At 62.8% G+C, this 16,271-nt stretch carries 16 protein-coding genes; 4 read left to right on the top strand and 12 right to left on the bottom strand.

The genetic code is table 11. The features are described from left to right. Positions 1-10 precede the first annotated feature (10 nt). The 5 genes from SPHINGO391_RS14010 to SPHINGO391_RS14030 all read right to left on the bottom strand — a co-directional run bounded on the left by SPHINGO391_RS14010 (position 11) and on the right by SPHINGO391_RS14030 (position 3,097). Positions 11-394, bottom strand: a complete 384-nt coding sequence (locus SPHINGO391_RS14010) for a nitrile hydratase accessory protein (RefSeq protein WP_244615193.1) — start codon at positions 392-394, stop codon at positions 11-13. Then, entirely contained in the window at positions 381-1,040 is a 660-nt protein-coding gene (nthB, locus tag SPHINGO391_RS14015; protein ID WP_152009406.1) for a nitrile hydratase subunit beta, read from the bottom strand. The genes SPHINGO391_RS14010 and nthB overlap by 14 nt, the downstream gene beginning before the upstream one ends. Beyond that, positions 1,037-1,717 (bottom strand): nitrile hydratase subunit alpha, encoded by a 681-nt coding sequence (gene nthA / locus SPHINGO391_RS14020; RefSeq protein ID WP_152009407.1) that lies wholly within the window; start codon positions 1,715-1,717, stop codon positions 1,037-1,039. Before nthA ends, nthB begins: the two co-directional genes overlap by 4 nt. Before the next feature lie 26 nt (positions 1,718-1,743). Beyond that, positions 1,744-2,337 carry a LysE family translocator gene (locus tag SPHINGO391_RS14025; protein WP_152009408.1) on the bottom strand — a complete coding sequence of 198 codons (594 nt, stop codon included), beginning with the start codon at positions 2,335-2,337 and terminating at the stop codon, positions 1,744-1,746. A 166-nt stretch (positions 2,338-2,503) separates the two neighbouring features. Continuing rightward, positions 2,504-3,097, bottom strand: a complete 594-nt coding sequence (locus SPHINGO391_RS14030; RefSeq protein ID WP_152009409.1) for a LysE family translocator — start codon at positions 3,095-3,097, stop codon at positions 2,504-2,506. Between the two features lie 121 nt (positions 3,098-3,218). Here SPHINGO391_RS14030 and SPHINGO391_RS14035 point away from each other — a divergent pair, with 121 nt between their 5' ends. Continuing rightward, positions 3,219-4,064 (top strand): aldo/keto reductase, encoded by an 846-nt coding sequence (locus SPHINGO391_RS14035; protein ID WP_152009410.1) that lies wholly within the window; start codon positions 3,219-3,221, stop codon positions 4,062-4,064. An 11-nt stretch (positions 4,065-4,075) separates the two neighbouring features. On the opposite strand, the gene ilvN is transcribed toward SPHINGO391_RS14035, so the two are convergent. After that, complete coding sequence (ilvN, locus tag SPHINGO391_RS14040) at positions 4,076-4,648, bottom strand: acetolactate synthase small subunit (RefSeq protein WP_152009411.1); 573 nt, start codon at positions 4,646-4,648, stop codon at positions 4,076-4,078. Positions 4,649-4,675: 27 nt separating this feature from the next. Further along, positions 4,676-6,451, bottom strand: a complete 1,776-nt coding sequence (locus tag SPHINGO391_RS14045; protein WP_152009412.1) for an acetolactate synthase 3 large subunit — start codon at positions 6,449-6,451, stop codon at positions 4,676-4,678. Positions 6,452-6,776: 325 nt separating this feature from the next. Between SPHINGO391_RS14045 and SPHINGO391_RS14050 the strand changes: the two genes are divergently transcribed. Beyond that, a complete protein-coding gene (locus tag SPHINGO391_RS14050; RefSeq protein ID WP_152009413.1) occupies positions 6,777-8,750 on the top strand; it encodes a DUF87 domain-containing protein in 1,974 nt (657 codons plus the stop codon). Between the two features lie 118 nt (positions 8,751-8,868). On the opposite strand, the gene SPHINGO391_RS14055 is transcribed toward SPHINGO391_RS14050, so the two are convergent. Together SPHINGO391_RS14055 and miaA are read right to left on the bottom strand one after the other, a co-directional pair. Further along, positions 8,869-9,642, bottom strand: coding sequence for a GGDEF domain-containing protein (locus SPHINGO391_RS14055; protein WP_152009414.1), 774 nt, complete (start codon positions 9,640-9,642; stop codon positions 8,869-8,871). Positions 9,643-9,751: 109 nt separating this feature from the next. After that, complete coding sequence (gene miaA / locus SPHINGO391_RS14060; RefSeq protein WP_152009415.1) at positions 9,752-10,657, bottom strand: tRNA (adenosine(37)-N6)-dimethylallyltransferase MiaA; 906 nt, start codon at positions 10,655-10,657, stop codon at positions 9,752-9,754. On the opposite strand from miaA, the gene serB reads away from it, so the two are divergent. Next, entirely contained in the window at positions 10,656-11,546 is an 891-nt protein-coding gene (gene serB, locus SPHINGO391_RS14065) for a phosphoserine phosphatase SerB (RefSeq protein ID WP_152009416.1), read from the top strand. The genes miaA and serB overlap by 2 nt on opposite strands. Beyond that, on the top strand, positions 11,543-12,097 hold the full coding sequence (locus tag SPHINGO391_RS14070; RefSeq protein WP_152009417.1) for a GNAT family N-acetyltransferase: 555 nt from the start codon (positions 11,543-11,545) through the stop codon (positions 12,095-12,097). Before serB ends, SPHINGO391_RS14070 begins: the two co-directional genes overlap by 4 nt. Positions 12,098-12,375: 278 nt before the next feature. Here the strand turns inward: SPHINGO391_RS14070 and SPHINGO391_RS14075 are convergent, their stop codons facing one another. The 3 genes from SPHINGO391_RS14075 to SPHINGO391_RS14085 form a co-directional block, all read right to left on the bottom strand. After that, positions 12,376-14,157, bottom strand: coding sequence for a radical SAM protein (locus SPHINGO391_RS14075; RefSeq protein WP_152009418.1), 1,782 nt, complete (start codon positions 14,155-14,157; stop codon positions 12,376-12,378). A gap of 329 nt (positions 14,158-14,486) precedes the next feature. Continuing rightward, complete coding sequence (locus SPHINGO391_RS14080) at positions 14,487-15,962, bottom strand: DegQ family serine endoprotease (RefSeq protein ID WP_244615194.1); 1,476 nt, start codon at positions 15,960-15,962, stop codon at positions 14,487-14,489. 106 nt (positions 15,963-16,068) lie between these two features. Further along, positions 16,069-16,257: a DUF2065 family protein gene (locus SPHINGO391_RS14085; protein WP_152009419.1), complete on the bottom strand. Its 189-nt coding sequence runs from the start codon at positions 16,255-16,257 to the stop codon at positions 16,069-16,071. Positions 16,258-16,271 lie beyond the last annotated feature (14 nt).

The raw sequence follows: 16,271 nt of genomic DNA on the forward strand, positions 1-16,271 counted from the left end.
CGCCGTCGTTTCAGGCTTGACGCCGCTCCGGATCGTTCTCGAGCAGGATCGGTTGCCCGTGCGGCGTGGCATGCGCGGCGCGCTGCCAGGAGGCGGAGACGGCGTCGATCCTGTCCGGACCGGCCACGCCCTTTTCCGACAAAAGGACTTCCAGCGCTGAAAGCCAGTGCTGGTAATAATCACTGCCGTCCTGGGCCGCTCCGGGCCGGGCAACCTGCTTCGACAATTCAGCCGCCCATTCGCTCCAGCTGAACAGGCCGCGCTGATGCAGCGCCACCACAAGCGCAAAGGCCTGCGCTTGCCAAGGCTCGGCGAAGACCGGCTCGTCGGGCCCGGTGCCGGGAGGAAGTTCAAACCGCGGTCGGGAAGAAGCTGCGGGATCAGACGGGCTCAAGATAGCTCTCCCAGGCATCGATCGACACGGTGAGCGCCGGATCGGCGCCCTGCCCCCAGAGTTCGCGCCCGTCGAAGCTGACGGTGTAGACATGCTGCGGCGCCTCGCCCTTGGCGTGGGCATTGGTGTCGGGGAAGACAAACCCCTCGCGCACCGCCTCGATCACGCCGAGCTTGCCGCGGGCATAGCGCGGCAGCCGCGTGTGGCCCTCAGGGTGTTCATTGATGGTGCGGACCCTGTCGCCGGCCTTGAACTTCGGTGCTGTCTCGACCTCGCGATTGCAGGGGCCGCCGCGGGCCAGGACGCCTGCCACGTCTGCGGCATGAAGCACCCTTTTGGGCGTCACGCCGGGCCAGATCTTGTGGCCAGCCGCAAGCTCGTCGGCGGAGACGAAGCCGTGCCGCTCGAGCAGGGTTTCCAGCGCCCGGATCCAGATCTCGTAATAGCTCGCCAAATAATAGGTCGCCGGATGCAGGCTTTCGCGGGCATGGCGGCTTTCATCGATGGTCCAGGCGCCGAGCGTTCCCGATGCCAGCGTAACGCCGAGCGCACGGCGCTCCCACTCAGCATGAAACACCGGCTCGTCGGTTTCCGGCGCGACCGGGCCGAAACCCATCTGTCCGCCGAGATCGTGCGGGCCGTTCATATCCCGGCTCCGGGATCGGCCTCGGGCGGCCACAGCGCGCCGGGACCGAGCGATCCGGGCCTGAGCGGCAGGCCGGTGCCGATCATCGAATCGCGGGTGACCAGCCGGGCAAGTTCATCCTCGCTCAGTCCCTCTGTTTCCACCGGGCGCATCGGCACCACCATGTAGCGCAGCTCTGCAGTGGAATCCCACACCCGGATGCGCGTGTCCTCTGGTAGCTTGAGGCCGAATTCGGCCAGCACGCCGCGCGGATTGATCACCGCCTGGCTGCGGTAGGGCGGCGCCTTGTACCAGACCGGCGGCACGCCGAGCACGGTCCAGGGATAACAGGAGCACAGCGTGCAGACGACGAGATTGTGGGTGTCGGGGGTGTTGAACACCGCCTGCATGTGCTCGCCCTGGCGCCCGGTGTAGCCGAGCGAAGCGATGGCCGCGGTGGCGTCGCGGGCGAGCCATGCGGCAAACTCCGGCTCGGCCCAGGCCTTAGCCACCACCCGGGCGCCGTTGCGCGGGCCCACCTTGTGTTCATAGGTGTCGACGATGGCGTCGATGGCGGCGGGGTCGATCAGGCCCTTCTCGGTCAGGATCGTCTCGAGCGCCTTCACCCGGGCCGCGAACGGATCGAGCTCGTTGTCGTGATCATGGTCATGGTCATGGTGGTGATGATTGTCTGTCATGATGGCAGGTTAATCCTCCGCAAGCGCTACCGCAACATCGGCCAGAGGCTCAGAACCAGAAGCACGGCCATGGTGATGTTGAACCATTTGAGCCGGACCGGATCGGACAGCCAGGATCTCAGCGCCGAGCCGAAACCGGCCCAGATCGACACGCTGGGGAAATTGGTGAGCGTAAAGGCAAGACCGACGAGCAGCACGGTGAAGGTGTGGTTGTCCGGGTTGGTGTAGACGGCCATGGCTGTGACCGCCATCACCCAGGCCTTGGGGTTGACCCACTGGAAGCCTGCTGCCTGCATCAGCGTCATCGGAGAGGCGCCCACCCTGCCGTCGGGAAGCGCCCGCGAACTGCCGATCTTCCATGCGATGAAGAGAAGATAGGTGGCGCCGGCGAATTTGAGCGCTGTGTAAAGGACGGGCGAGGTTTCCAGCAGCGCGCCCAGGCCGAAGCCGACACCCAGCAGCAGCGAAAAGAACCCGACTCCGATGCCGACCATGTGCGGAACCGTGCGGCGGATGCCGAAATTCACGCCAGAGGCAAACAGCATCATGTTGTTTGGCCCCGGCGTCACCGAGGTGACGAAGGCGAATACGATCAGCGACAGAAAGGTTTCCAGTGCCATGGCTGTTCCCGCCGGCTGAATGCCGGCTCCTGCTTGATAGATGAGCTCCCGGAGGAGACAAGCAAATTGTCGTCATGTCCGCATTCGAAGATGTGATGGAAACCGGACACAAGTGCGAGCGCCGTGACGACGCCGAGCGAGAGAGCCGTGCAATCCCTTTCGAGCCCTAGCGCAGCATCGGCCAGAGGCTCGCCACCAGCAACAAAGCCATCGTGATGTTGAACCATTTCAGCCGCACCGGATCAGCCAGCCAGGCCCTGAGCACCGAGCCGAAACCGGCCCAGGCCATCACGCAAGGCACGGTGGCAATGGCGAAGGCAAGGAAGATCAGCATCACGGTATCGGCATAGTGGTCCGGATCGGTGTAGATTCCCATGGCAGTGACCAGCATCACCCACGCCTTGGGATTGACCCACTGGAACGCAGCCGCCTCGAGAAAAGTCATCGGCCGCGCGCCGGCCTTGGCCTCCGGCAGCGTGTCAGTTCTGGCGATCCGCCAGGCTATGTAGACAAGATAGCTGCCGCCCAGAATCTTGAGAACCAGATAGAGCGCGGGAAAGGTGGTCAGCAGTGCACCAAGCCCGAAGCCAACACCCAGAACGAGAAGCAGGAAGCCGATACCGATACCGAACATGTGCGGCACGGTGTTGCGGAAGCCGAAATTCACGCCCGAGCTGAACAGCATCATGGTGTTGGGCCCCGGCGTGCCCCCGGCGACGAACGCAAAGGCGATCAGCGTCAGGAAGGTTTCGACTGCCATGTTCTTTCCCTCCGGATACTGACCAGCCTATGCTTGATAGCCGAGCGGGGAAACGAGACAATCAAAAAATGCTGATCCGACCGTTTGAAAATATTGATAGAACAGGCCGAAGGAGAGCTTCATGACCCAGCCGATACCTCAGGCGCGCTTTGCGGACGGGACCGAGGTTCCTGCCCTCGGGCTCGGGACCTGGCACATGGGTGAAAGCCGCAAGGACTCCGCCGCGGAAGTCCGCGCCCTGCAGGCGGGTATCGAGTGCGGAATGACGCTGATCGATACGGCTGAGATGTATGCCGATGGCGGCGCGGAAAGTGTGACCGGCGAGGCCATACGGGGCCGGCGCGACGAGGTTTTCCTCGTCTCCAAGGTGCTGCCGTCCAATGCCAGCCACAAGGGCACGGTTGCCGCCTGCGAGGCCAGCCTCAGGCGGTTGGGGACCGACCGGATCGATCTCTACCTGCTGCACTGGCCCGGTCGGCACCCGCTGCGTGAAACGGTAGCAGCTTTCGAGGAATTGCGCGGCGCCGGCAAGATCGTCCGCTGGGGCGTGTCCAATTTCGACACTCTGGCCATGCGGCAGCTGTCCGCCGTCCCGGGCGGCGGCAACTGCGCCGCCAATCAGGTGCTCTACAACCTGTCGACGCGGGGCATCGAGTTCGATCTCATGCCCTGGATGCAGGAACTGACAATGCCGCTGATGGCCTATTCGCCGCTCGATGAAGGCCGCTTGATGCGCCATCCGGGCCTGGGAAAGATGGCCGGACAGCTCGGCGTCACACCGGCGCAGCTGGCGCTGGCCTTCCTGCTTGGCCGCGACAACGCCATCGCCATTCCGAAGTCATCAAGCCCGGACCGGGTGGCCGAGAACCGCGCCAGTGCCGATATCGATCTCAGCGGGGAGCAACTGGCCGAGCTCGACCGGATGTTCCCGCCGCCGCGCTCGCGCGAACCGCTTCAGATGATCTGAAAGACCGCTGACTACATCCCCTGCGGACCACGGTTCATGGCGGCGATGCCGGTGCGGCAGATCTCGACCAGGCCAAGCGGGCGCATGATCGCGATGAACTGTTCGATCTTGGAGACGCGGCCGGTGATCTCGAAGATGAAATGCTCGGTGTTGGCGTCGATCACCTGGGCGCGGAAGGCGTCGGCCAGGCGCAAAGCCTCGACCCGGTTGTCGCCGGTGCCTGAGACCTTGATCAGCGCCAGTTCGCGTTCGAGCGGCTTGTCATGGCCGAGTTCGGCGGAACGGACGGTGAGATCGACCACCCGGTGGACCGGCACAATGCGCTCGAGCTGCGACTTGATCTGCTCGAGCACGTTCGGGGTGGCAGTGGTGACGATGGTGATGCGCGACAGGTGCGCCTCGTGTTCGGTCTCGGAGACCGTCAGGCTCTCGATGTTGTAGCCGCGGCCTGAAAACAGGCCGATGACACGGGCGAGGACGCCGGGCTCGTTGTCGACGAGGACCGATAGCGTGTGGCTTTCCGGGCGGGCGGTTTCGGCGGCGATGAAGTAGGCCGAACCGGTGGGCTGGTGCTGAGCGTTCATGGGATCAGTTCCTGTAACGGGCGCGGCTCATACGAGCGCGCGGCCCTTGGCATCAATGGCGTTGGCGACGGCTTCGTCGGTGGCCTCGTCGGGCAGCAGCATCTCGTTGTGCGCCTTGCCCGAGGGGATCATCGGGAAGCAGTTGGCGAGCGCTGCAACACGGCAATCGAAGATCACCGGACGCGGCGTGTCGATCATCTGCTGGATCGCGCCGTCGAGGTCGTCGGGCTTGTCGCAGCGGATGCCGACGCCGCCATAGGCTTCCGCCAGCATGACGAAATCCGGCATGGATTCGGTGTAGGAATGCGACAGGCGGTTTCCGTGCAGCAGCTGCTGCCACTGCCGGACCATGCCCATGTACTGGTTGTTGAGGATGAAGATCTTGACCGGCAGCTCATACTGCACCGCACAGGACATCTCCTGGATGCACATCTGGATCGAGGCATCGCCGGCAATGTCGATGACCAGGCTGTCGCGATGAGCGACCTGGACGCCGACGGCAGCCGGGAAACCATAACCCATGGTGCCCAGGCCGCCCGACGTCATCCAGCGGTTGGGTTCCTCGAAGCCATAGAACTGCGCCGCCCACATCTGGTGCTGGCCCACTTCGGTGGTGATGTAGGTGTCGCGGTTCTTGGTCAGCTCATATAGCCGCTGGATCGCGTATTGCGGCATGATCACGTCCTTGTTGGACGGATAGGCCAGCGAGTTGCGGCCCTTCCACTTGGCGATCTGGGTCCACCAGTCGGCGAGCTGACTGCGGTCGGTCTTCTTGGAAGCCCGCCAAAGGCGCACCATGTCCTCGAGAACGTGGCCGATGTCGCCGAGAATGCCGATATCGGTGTGGACGTTCTTGTTGATCGAGGACGGATCGATGTCGATGTGGATCTTTTTCGAGTTGGGCGAGAACGCATCGAGCCGGCCGGTGATGCGGTCATCGAAGCGGGCGCCGATGCAGATCATGACATCGCAATCATGCATCGCCATGTTGGCTTCATAGGTGCCGTGCATGCCCAGCATGCCCATCCAGTTCTTGCCCGAGGCGGGATAGGCGCCCAGGCCCATCAGCGTCGAGGTGATCGGGAAACCGGTGAGTTCGACCAGTTCGCGCAGCAACTGGCTGGCTTCGCGGCCGGAATTGATGACGCCGCCGCCCGAATAGATGATCGGACGCTTGGCGCCGGCCATCAGATCGATGGCGGCGCGGATCTTCTCGAGATCGCCGGAGAGCTTGGGCTGATAGCTTTTCTGTTCGATCACCGGGGACGGCGGGGTGTAGATGCCGGTGGCGAACTGAACATCCTTGGGGATGTCGACCACGACCGGTCCGGGACGGCCGGTGGTGGCGATGCGGAAAGCTTCATGGATGACGCGGGAGAGCTGGTTGACGTCCTTGACCAGCCAGTTGTGCTTGGTGCATGGCCGGGTGATGCCGACGGTGTCGCATTCCTGGAAGGCGTCCGAGCCGATGAGCGAGGTGGGAACCTGGCCGGTGAGGCAGACCAGCGGGATCGAATCCATCAGCGCGTCCTGCAGCGCGGTGACCACATTGGTGGCGCCGGGACCGGAGGTGACGAGAACGACGCCGGGCTTGCCGGTGGAGCGGGCATAGCCTTCCGCCATGTGGCCGGCGCCCTGCTCGTGGCGCACGAGGATGTGCTCGATGTCATCCTGCTGGTGCAGTTCATCGTAGATCGGCAGAACCGCTCCGCCGGGATATCCGAAGATATGCTCGACGCCGTTGTCCTTGAGCGCCTGCAGAACCATTTCCGCGCCTGTCATTTCCATCTGCTTGCCGGCCATTTCGCCTGACCCCTTTTCCCGTCTGTGTGCCGGGCTCAATAACCCGGTTCAAGCCATAAAAAAAGGCCCCCGGAGGAGCCTGTGTTTCGCGCATGGGAGCTTTCGCCGGGTGGCTACGCCACCCTGCCCATGCGCGGTCCTACCACGAGAATGTTCGCGATCTTGTTCATGATCAAACTCGTATCGCCTCGCACACCCCGCGTCAACGGATTAATTGCGAGAAAATCCGGCTCAAACCCTCCAATTGCAAGAAGCCGCAACTCCCCATTAACCCGGGGATGCGATGGTGGCCGGGATGGATAATGGACAGACCACAGACAACGACATGACATCACCGGCTCCTGACGAGGAGGACGGCCGCGCGCGCCGTGGCACCTATCCGCCCGGAAGCCGGCTCATGGGCCGCGTGGTCGGCTGCTCCGGTTCCAAGGCGACGGTCAGCGCGATCGCAGGCAAGGACGGCAACGGCCTGGCCGAACTCTGGTCGGTGGGGCGGCTGATCTCGATCAGCGTCGGCACCAACCGTGTGGTGGCGCTTGTCTGCTCGATGGAGACCGCATCGACCGCATGGTCGGAATCCGATGAAAACGTCATGCACATCGAAGTCGAGCTGGTTGGCGAGATCCATACCGGCATTACCGGCAAACCGGAATTCAGCGCCGGCATCACGCATTATCCCTATCTCGGGGCGGTGGCGCACCGGATGCGCTCCGCGGATCTCGCAGTCATCTACGATCCGGGTGTCAGCGATACGGCAGTCATCGGCAAGCTGACGCAGGACACCTCGCTGGGCGCACTCATTCATATTCCGTCGCTGTTGTCGCGGCACTTCGCCGTTGTCGGCACCACTGGCGTCGGCAAGACCACGGCGGTGACGTTGCTGCTCAACAAGGCGCTGATCGCCGATCCTTCGCTCAGGGTTCTCATTCTCGATCCGCACAACGAGTTCGCGGCGGCGTTTCCGAGCAAGTCCGTGGTGATCGACACCGATACGCTTGACCTGCCGTTCTGGCTGTTCAAACTTGAGGAATTCACCGAGGTCCTGTTCCGCGGCCGTCCGGCCATCGCCGAGGAAATCGACGTCCTTCGCGATCTGATCCCGGAAGCCAAACGGATGTTCAAGGGGACCACCGACACGACGCTGATCCGCCGAGGGCCGGAAAAATCATCGCTGACAGCCGACACGCCGGTTCCCTACCGGGTCGCAGACCTGCTGGCGCTGATCGACGAGCGCATCGGCAAGCTCGAAGGCCGGGCCGAAAAGCCGCATCTGCGTTCGCTCAAGGTGCGGATCCAGGCCGCGATCAACGATCCGCGCTACGAGTTCATGTTCTCCTCGAACACGATCCACGACACTATCCTGACCACCATCAGCCACATCTTCCGCATTCCCGGGGAAGGCAAGCCGGTGACCACCTTCCAGCTGGCGGGCATCCCGTCCGAAGTGGTCAATTCGGTGGCCTCGATCCTGTGCCGGATGGCCTTCGAGATCGCGCTGTGGAGTGCGGGCGGCGTGCGCATTCTTGTGGTCTGCGAAGAGGCGCACCGCTATGTGCCCGCCGATCCGAAGCTCGGTTTCTTTCCGACGCGCCAGGCCATCTCCCGGATCGCCAAGGAAGGCCGCAAATACGGCGTCAGCCTCGGCGTAATCACCCAGCGTCCGGGCGAACTCGATCCGACCATCCTGTCGCAGTGTTCCACCGTGTTTGCCATGCGGCTCTCCAACGACCGTGACCAGGACATCATCCGTTCGGCCATTCCGGACTCGTCCGCCTCTACCATGAGTTTCCTGTCCTCGATCGGCAACGGCGAAGCGATTGCCTTCGGCGAGGCTGTTGCCGTTCCGATGCGAATGGTGTTCGAGCGGGTGCCCGAAGACGTGCTGCCGCGGGCGAATTCCGGGTTGCAGCCGGTGCATCGCGGCGATCCGAACACGGTCGACCTGGGCAAGATCGTCATGCGCATGCGTCATATCGATGAATCCGCGAAGACCTATGCGCCCGCACCCGATCCGCACAGGCCGCAGCCCTCATCGATCAAGCCGCAGATGCCTTCGATCGATCCTGCAGATGAATTCGGCGACGCGCCGGCGATGCGCCGGAGCACCGATCTGGGGCATGCCGATCATTCGCAGGCAGGAGTACCAGCCGCCGCACCACCTCCGCAGAGATTTGGTGGCGAAACCGGCACGGCTTCAGGCGACTACAGGCCCGCGCCGCCGGCAACGCCGCGCCACGAGCTCAACTCGATCCGCTCGACTTTGCTGAAAAAGCCGCTGTCCTCGCTGCTCAAGGACTGACACCGAACGACTGGCCCTCATGGTCAAAATGGCCCGCGCTTGCCTTAATTTATGAAAATGCCGGACTCTCCGTCGTCTGGCCGATGGACCAGGGCGTTGTTTCTGCTCGTGGCGGCTTTCAGGCGGCGCAGACGCGATTGCGGCCCTTGCGCTTGGCCTCGTAGAGCTGCTTGTCGGCGCGGCGATAGAGTTCCTCACCGCTTTCCACGCCATCCCAGATCGCAAGCCCGGCGCTGACGGTGACCCTCAGCGTGACATTGCCATCGATGATCCTGAGATCTGAAACCGCCTGGCGAATCCGGTCGGAAAGGTTGAACAGTTGCCGCTCGTTGATGTTGGGGGACAGGATGGCAAATTCCTCTCCACCGAGCCGGGCGAGTACATCGTGATACCGGGTGAAGACCTGCAGGCAGTCCGCCACCTGACGCAAGACCTCGTCGCCGACATCGTGGCCATGGGTGTCATTGACCTTCTTGAAGTGATCGAGATCGAGAATGACCATGCCGATCGGCTTGTCGATCTGCCCGAAAGCCTGAAGATATTCGGCAAGCGCCTCATCAAAATAGCGGCGATTGTACATTCCGGTCAGGCCGTCGGTGACGGCGGCATGCTCCAGGGACTGCGAGCGGACCGAGAGAGATTCGGTCATGCGCTGCAAGGTGCCGCGCTCGCGCAGGCTTCGGGTCATGATCGGGAAAACCAGCAGAGAGCCGCAGACCACAGCCAACGCGCTGAGCACCGCGCCCATGAAGGCGAAATTCGCTGCCGTTTCGACGCCGCCGACCACAATCCCGCCGGTCGCAGCGGAAAAGGCCGCCCACGAGAAAAAACCGCCGATCCCGATCAGCAGCATCAGCAAAAACAGAAACAGCTCAGCCTTGTGAAAACGCATTGTCCCAACTGAAATCAAACATCGTGGATGGAAGACTAATGCCAACCCCTTATGTTTGACTTAACAATTCAGTTCAGATCGCAAGATGACAAGCATAGTCGGCAGGTCACTATCCTGTTCTTTGCCATTCATCGCCCATTTGGTTTCGAAACCAGGTCATCTGCCGCTTTGCGTATTGCCGGGTGGCGGCGGTTGAAAGTTCAACCGCACGTTCAAGCGATGTGTGACCGGCAAGGTAATCTGCGAGCTGACGCACACCTATGGCCTTCATGGCCGGATGCAGCGGCGGGACCTCGAGCGCAAGCAGTGCCCTGACCTCGTCGAGCGCCCCCTCCTCGACCATGCGTGCGAAACGGGCGTTGATGCGCGCGTGCAGCACAGGTCTTTCGGGGTCGAGCACGATGCATCGGGCGCTCTGTGGATCGACTATGCTTGCGCCGCCGCGCCCATGGAACTCGGTGATCGAGCGGCCGCTGGCGCGAACCACTTCCAGCGCGCGCAGAATGCGCTGGCGGTCTGCCGGACGCAGCCGTTCGGCCATCCGTGGATCGAGCCGGGCAAGTTCGCGATGCAGCGCCTCGACGCCTTCCGTCTCCAGCCGGGAGCGCAATTCTTGGCGGATTGGCTCGGGAATGGCCGGCATGTCGGACAGACCGCCGGTGAGCGCGCGGAAGTAAAGTCCGGTACCGCCAACGACCACCGGCACCGCGCCGCGCGCCCTGATGCCGGCGATGGCCTCGGTTGCCTGATCGAGCCAGATGCCCGTGGAGTAAAGCGATCCCGGCGGCACGTGGCCGTAAAGATGGTGCGGAACCGTGTTGAGATCATCCACCGCAGGCCGCGCGGTCAGGCGATCGAGCACGCCATAGACCTGCATGGAATCGGCGTTGACGATCTCCCCCCCCAGCTCGCGCGCGATCGCGAGCGCCAGGGCGGACTTGCCGCTGGCGGTCGGCCCGGCTATCAGAACCGCCGAGACATTCCCGTTCTTCTGCTCCTGGAGTATTTCCATCATGGCTCTCGTTGCCACGCTTGTCGCCAATCCGTCAAACCCTGTTCTCACGCAAGCGCTCGGGGAAGCCGCCTTCACTTCGGTGGACGGCGCCGGTCTCTACTGGCTTGCCGATGGCGTGGCCTGCGACATCGCGCTCAAGAACGATGTTTCCGCGGAGACTGCGCTGGCCAGGATCAGGGACGTGATCGGTGACCAGCCGGTGGACGTGGCCGTGCAGTTTGCCGAGACCAGACGCAAGAAGCTGCTGATCGCGGACATGGATTCGACCATGATCGGCCAGGAATGCATCGATGAACTGGCAGCCGAGGTCGGCTTGAAGGACAAGGTCTCGAAAATCACCGCGCGGGCGATGAACGGAGAAATCGCCTTCGAGCCGGCGCTGAGGGAGCGGGTGGCGCTGCTCAAGGGCCTGCCGGTCGACGTGATTGCCAGGGTGATCGACAGCCGCATCACGCTGACGCCCGGGGGACGCGAGCTGGTCAGTACGATGCGGGCAAACCGCGCCTATACCGCGCTTGTGTCCGGCGGCTTCACCGCGTTCACATCGGTCGTCGGCGGGATGATCGGCTTTGATGAAAACCGCGCAAATGTGCTTGAAAGCGACAACGGCGTCCTCAGCGGAACGGTACGCGAACCGATCCTCGGCAAGCAGGCCAAAGTCGATGCGCTCGAGGAGATCGCCGCTCGGCTCAATCTCGATCCGTCCGACGCGATTGCCGTGGGCGACGGCGCAAATGATCTGGGCATGCTCGAGCGGGCGGGATCGGGCGTCGCGCTGCATGCCAAGCCTTCGGTGGCGGCGCAGGCCGATATCCGCATCGATCACGGCGACCTGACCGCGCTGCTCTACTTGCAGGGCTACCGGCGGGCCGATTTCGTCACCTCATGATGCCGCTCAGGACCAAGCGGCTGATCCTGCGGAACTGGCGGGAGAGCGACCGCGAGCTGTTTCACCTGATCAATTCCGACGACCGGGTGATGGAGTTCTTCCCGATGCGCCGCGGCCGTGCGGACTCGGACCAGATGATGGATCAGCTTGCGGACGGGATCGCGAGGAACGGCTTCGGCCTGGCGGCGATCGAGATTGCCGCGACGGGAGAGACCGCCGGCTTCGCGGGGCTGAACGCGACACGAAACGTGCCGGGCGTAGCGGACGGAACCGTGGAAATCGGCTGGCGGATGGCGCCGCAGTTCTGGGGCAAGGGCATTGGCAGCGAAGCCGCGCGGGTCTGGCGCGATTTCGGCTTCGACCAGCTCGGCCTTGAACGGATCATCAGTTTCGCGGTGGCCGGCAATCATCGCTCGACAGCGGTGATGCGGCGCATCGGGATGACGGCGAGGCCGGAGCTCGATTTCGACCATCCCAACGTCCCGCAAAGTCATCCGCAGCTGATCCGGCATGTCTTTTACGAGATGTTGCCGGACGATCCCCGCAGCTAGAGCCAATCACCTTTAGCTGGCAGCGGTTTGGTGGACAGGGTTTTTCGTGCCTACCAGGAAAAACCGCAAGCGCGATGAAGTGCGTCGGGCGAGGATTTTGACGACGCTGGCGCCGCGTCGCCTGCCGCTCCCAGCCAGATCACGAAATCCCTGGGCCAAAACGATTCCATCTAAAGATGACCGGCTCCAAGCCCCCTGCCCTTGCAGCCCTAGAGCTACAACAAGCTGACAGGCCCGCTGGCCGAGGTCACGGGAGCATGCAGTCTCGGCTGTCGGTCTCAACCGGCCTTGGAGACCGTTGTGAGGCGGGCAACGTTCTTGAGATGGGCCACGGCGGTTGCCCCACCGGTGGTCTTGGTGAGGAGGTCCAGCGTTTCGTCATCATGATCGTCGACGGGTGTCAGGGCCTGGTCCATGTAGCGCTTCGCGTCATCCCGCCGTGAAATCCGGTGGGCAACGACCGAAAGATGGACAATCCTGCCGATGATGAGGGCGTTCTTGCGCAGGCTCTGCCAGATGAACCGCGGCCAGAAGACAAACGGGTTTTCCCGCGGCAGACCCGGGCGGCGTTCTGAGGGATGCATCAGCCGCAGGATCCCGGTCTGCAGCGGATGGATGTTTTCAAGCGGCACGGCGGTCGCGAATGTGACCAGGAGCTTGACCAGGCTGTGCAACGGAACCCCGGTCGCCACAGCGCGGCGCAGAAGTGTGCGCATGTGCTCAGGCGTGTAGTAGAGTGACCAGGCCTCGCGATAGATGCCTTCCCATTCCGCCTTGCTCATGTTCGGGTGCGCCATGCAGATGTGTTCCACGTCATAAATGTTCAGGTCGGGGTCCATCTCGGCGCCCGCCTTCCACAAGACCTGGTGATCTTCCGACCCGGGCAAAGGCGTCAGGCAGAAGAACTCGACGATGTCGAGCGGCAACTCGTTCTGGATGATGGCGATGTCGCGCCGGATCGTCTCAGGGGTGTCGGCGGGAAAACCCAGGATGTATCCGGCAATCGTGATGATGCCCTGCGCCTTCCAGGCGAGCAGCATGTGGCGGTATTCGGTGATCTTGTTCTGGCGCTTCTTGGCGGCTGCCAGATTGTCCGGATTGACATTTTCGAGCCCGATGAAGACCCGCGTCACCCCGGCCCGCTTTGCCTTCTCGATGAAGTTGTCGATCTTGTGGCACAGCGTGTCGACCTGAATCATCAGGCCAAGCGGGATACCGTCGTTCTCCCTGAGCTCGATGAGGCGATCAAAAATCGCCTCCCAGTCGCGATTGCGGGCGAAGTTGTCATCGGTGATGAAGAATTTGTGGATGCCCTGCGCCCAGTTCATGCGCACCAGTTTCTCGACGTCATCGGCAGAGCGGAAGCGTGACTTGCGACCCTGGACATTGATGATCGTGCAGAACGAGCACTGGTAGGGACAGCCTCTTCCGGCATCGAAGCTGGTGCTCAAGCCCAGAGTATGCTGGACATTGTCCTTGGGCAGGAAGGGCACCGGGGTGCCGCCGATATTGGGAAGATCATTGAGGAAATTGTAGACGGGCTCGAGTTTGCCGGCGGCCGCATCGCGCAGCACCACGTCGAGGCGACCTTCAGCCTCGCCGGCGAACATGGAGACACCCATTTCCCTGCACTGGTCCAGTCCCACGGCCTTGCCATCGAGCATGGACAGACAGCCCGAGACATGAAATCCGCCCATGGAAACAGGCAGTCCGGCCTCGCGGAACGGCCGGGCCAGATCAAGGGCGCGCGGATACTGATTGGACTGGACCCCGACAAGGGCGACGAGCCCGAAATTGCCGTTGCGCTCGAACCGCTTCAGGAGTCCGGCTATGTCGATACGGGTGTTGACCTCATCAATCGCCACGATGTCGATGCCAACCCCGGGGCCAAGCACTTCCCGCTCGGCGCAATCGACAGCGATGCCGTAGACGGCGGCCAGAGAGTTCGACGGGATCATCGATCTCCACCAGCGGATAACATATCCGTCATCGTCGTAGTGGGACGGCTTGATGAGAACGAGTTGAAACCGTCTGCCTTCAGCGTCGCCCGATTCTGCCATTACAGTCTCCGCTCCAAACGCATTGTCCAGGTCCCGGTCCGGCACAACAGGCCACAGGGACCAAACTTGAACCTGCCGCATGCAATCATCAATCCGGACCGGACACAAATCAATTCGGTGAACCGCCTGATCCGCCGGCCGGGATCAAGAGAGCGGGATTGACCCTCCGGGACAGTGGATCTGGCATGGATAGTCGCCTGGACCGGATTGGCCGCCTGAAGGCATCAGCCGGCCAATCGAACAACTCGAAACAGGTTTCGCACGAAGGACCGGTCACAAAAAAGGCGGCTCACCGGCCGCCTTTTCTTCCATGCCCAAATCCGGCTGGATCAATCCATGCGAACGGTCACAAACCGCAGTTCGCCGGTCCGTCCTGCGAGCATCAGCAGCGCGTTGCGGCGGCCGTCCTGCCTCAGTGCGGCAATCCGCTCTTCCACGTCCTGCGGCGTCGCCACCACCTCCTGGGCGATCTCGACAATCACGTCACCGGGTTCGATCCGCTTTTCCGCAGCCGCCGAATCCGGGTCGACGGCGGTGATGACCACGCCTTCGACATCGTCGGCGATGGCAAACTCCTGACGGCCTTCGTCATCGAGTTCAGCCAGCGTCATGCCCAGCACATCGACGGTGGTGACCGCATCGGGTAGGCCGGACCCGTCCTCGCCGCCATCATCGAGACCTGCCTGCTGTTCGCTGTCCTCGAGCCGGCCGAGCGTGACCTTGACGGTTTGCTCCTCGCCTTTGCGAATGACAACGACATCGACGGCCTTGCCGACCGGACTTTCTGCGACGACCCGGGGCAAATCCCGCATGTTATCGACATCCTTGCCGTCAAACCGGATGATCACATCGCCCGGCTCGATGGACCCGTCGTCGACCGGGCCACCACGAATGACGCCGGCGACCAGCGCGCCCTTGGTTTCAGCCATGCCGAGGCTTTCGGCGATCTCGTCGGTAACCGGCTGAATGCGCACGCCGAGCCAGCCGCGGCGGGTTTCGCCGAACTCGCGCAACTGGTCGATGACGTTGACCGCGAGTTCCGTCGGCACGGCAAAACCGATGCCGATCGAGCCGCCCGAGGGAGAGATGATCGCCGTGTTGATGCCGATGACCTCGCCATACATGTTGAACAGCGGGCCGCCGGAATTGCCGCGGTTGATGGCGGCGTCGGTCTGGATGAAATTGTCGTAAGGGCCGGAATTGATGTCGCGTCCGCGCGCCGAAATGATGCCCACGGTCACGGTGCCGCCGAGCCCGAAGGGATTGCCGATGGCCATCACCCAGTCGCCGATGCGCATCTGCTCGGATTTTCCGAGCGGCACCTCGGTCAGCGGTTTGACCGGCTCGACCTTGAGCACCGCCAGATCGGTCTTGGAATCGGCACCGACCAGTTCGGCCTTGAGCTTCGAGCCGTCGGCGAAGTTGACCTCGATGTCGTCGGCGCCTTCGATGACGTGATTGTTGGTGACGATGATGCCTTGCTCGGCATCAATGACAAAACCCGAGCCGAGGGATGAAACCTTGCGGTTGCGTGGTCCCTGCCCCTGCCGGTCGTTGAAGAATTCATCAAAGAAATCCTGGAAGGGCGAGCCTTCCGGTGCCCGCATCCGCGGCTGCGTGCGCCCGCCGCCAACATTCTGCGAGGTGGAAATGTTGACCACGGCGTCGAGCAGTCCCTCGGCCAGGTCGGCGACCGACACAGGCCCGGGCGCCGATTGCGAATAGGCCGGCGCCACCATCGGGGATGCCACCAGCATAGCCGCTGCCAATGCCATTCGCACAGAGCGAAAACGAATTCTTCTCATTGAGACGGTCTCCTTGAACGACACTGTTTCTTCGCCACCGGATAAGCAGATATGGCACTGACGCGGCACATCCAGCCCCGTGTTCGTTTTAGCACGATCCGGCGTATCAAAGGTGCCTCGCCAGATAGACCAGACCGACGCCGATCGCCAGCGCCGCCACGCCAAAAATGCGCAGGTGCTCATCGGCGAGACGGGGAAGCTGCTCGGCCATGCGCCGGATAAAAGAAGGGGCCAGCGCATAGGCCAGCCCCTCCACTACAAGCACAAGTCCAACCGCCAGAAAGAACGTGCTCACCGGCGATCTCCGTC

Origin of the sequence: Hoeflea sp. EC-HK425 (assembly GCF_902498795.1) — a bacterium.
GTDB lineage: Bacteria > Pseudomonadota > Alphaproteobacteria > Rhizobiales > Rhizobiaceae > Hoeflea > Hoeflea alexandrii.